Annotated in this window: 2 protein-coding genes; both read right to left on the bottom strand. The window is 76.9% G+C overall.

The window, feature by feature from the left end; all coding sequences use genetic code 11:
- On the bottom strand, positions 1-916 hold a 916-nt coding region (locus FNQ90_RS21730), incomplete at its 3' end, for an ROK family transcriptional regulator (RefSeq protein WP_407699414.1).
- A 97-nt stretch (positions 917-1,013) separates the two neighbouring features.
- On the bottom strand, positions 1,014-1,850 hold an 837-nt coding region (locus FNQ90_RS21725; RefSeq protein WP_267133087.1), incomplete at its 5' end, for an FGGY-family carbohydrate kinase.

Here is a 1,850-nt window from a genome sequence, read left to right as displayed (position 1 = left end):
GGTCGACGGCGGCCAGGGCCCGCTCGTCACCCCCCTCGCAACGCGCCCGCACCTCCGCCAACAGTGGGGCGCGCGGCCCTTCGCCCGGGTCGGTGCCGGCCGCCCGCAGGACCGCCTCCTCACCCGCCAACGTCTCGGCGCACCCGGTGCTGCCGCAGCGGCAGGGGGGCCCGTCCGGGGAGACGGGGACGTGTCCCAACTCGCCGGCGAAACCACGGGCCCCGCGCAGGAGCTCGCCGTCGACCAGGACGGCCGCGCCGATGCCGATCCCGGCGGAGACGTACAGCAGGTCCCGCCCCGTCCCGGCCGGGGCGGCGGCCCGTTCGGCGACGGCGCCCAGGTTCGCCTCGTTCTCCACCCGCAGGGGGCCGTGGCCGGTCGGCAGCAGAGGGGCGGGATCCACTTCCTCCCAGCCGAGGTTGGGTGCCCGTACGACGGTGGTGGAGTCCCGGGCCACGAGGCCGGGAACGGCGAGTGTCACCCCGGCCGGCCGCAACCCCAACCCCTCGCATTCCTCCGCGAGGTCCCCCAACATGGCCGCCAGGGCCGCCAGGACCCGGTCGGGACGGGTGTCCCCGGCGGTCATCGGTGAGTCCAGCCGTACGCGCACCCCGCCGCGCAGGTCCATGGCGCAGACCGCCAGGTGGTCCACGCCGATCTCCGCCCCGATGCCGCAGGGGCCGTGGTCGGCGGGCTCCAGCGCGGTACCCGGGCGCCCGACCGAGCCCGACCTGTCGCGGGAGCTCTCCATCACCAACCCGGCCCGCAGCAGTTCGTCCACCAGGCTGGAGATGGCCGCCCGGGTCAGCCCCGTGCGGGCGGCCACCTCCGCCCGGGAGAGCGGGCCGTCGTCGGCCAGGAGGTGGAGCACCCGCGAGAGGTTGCGCAGACGCAGTTCGGCCTGGGTCTGCGGCACGGGCTGGACCACCGTCCCACCTCCTGTTCCGGTTTCCTCTTGTCCGTCGGGTCCCGGCTCCCCGGGCCCCCTTGGTTTTCGTCCGGCTCGCTTCGTCTCAGGACCGTCGCAGCAGACTGTCGGAGCTCTCCAACACCGCCGCGATCCGCGCGGTGGCGGCCTCGTCCCGCTCGACGGCCGGCCAGGACGGGCCCTCGGCGGTGTTCCAGTCGCGGGCCACCGCGGCGGCGTCCCGACCCTGCAGCAGGCCGGCGGCCTGCGCCGCCGCGCCCAGGGCCACCAGCTCCTCAGCCCGGGGCACCCGGACCGGCCGCCCGGACAGTCGACGGACCGTTTCACGCCACGCGGTGCCCCTGGCCCCGCCGCCGAGCAACAGGATCGGCTCGGCGGTGTCCCCCCGGGCCCCGTCCTCCCCGTCCAGGACCAGGTCCAGCGCGCGGAGCAGGGCGTAGACGGCGCCGTCGTAGGCGGCCTGGAGGACCTGTCCGCCGGTGGTGTCGTGACGCAACCCGTACAGCAGGCCGGAGGCCAGCGGCAGGTCCGGGGTGCGCTCGCCGTCCAGGAAGGGCAGCACCACGGGACCCGCCCCGGCGGCGGACGGCTCCACGGCCTCGCGGTCCAATCCCAGCAGGCCGGCGATCCGGTCGACGGCGAGAGTGCAGTTGAGGGTGCAGGCCAGCGGGAGCCAGTCCCGGCCCGCGTCGGCGAACCCCGCCACGGTGCCGGTGGGGTCCACCGGTCGGCGTGAGGTGACGGCGTAGACGGTGCCGGAGGTCCCCAGGCTGAGTGCCGGGCGGCCCGGCTCCAGCCCCAGCCCCAGGGCGCCGGCCATGTTGTCGCCGGTGCCGGCCGCCACCGGGATCCCGGCCGGCACGGGGAGGCCGGAGCGGGTGGTGCCGGCGGCCTCGCCGGCGGGGACCAGCCGGGGCAGGAG

The organism is Streptomyces alkaliphilus, assembly GCF_014141535.1.
GTDB lineage: Bacteria > Actinomycetota > Actinomycetes > Streptomycetales > Streptomycetaceae > Streptomyces > Streptomyces alkaliphilus.
This window is presented reverse-complemented; position numbering and strand designations above follow the sequence as displayed.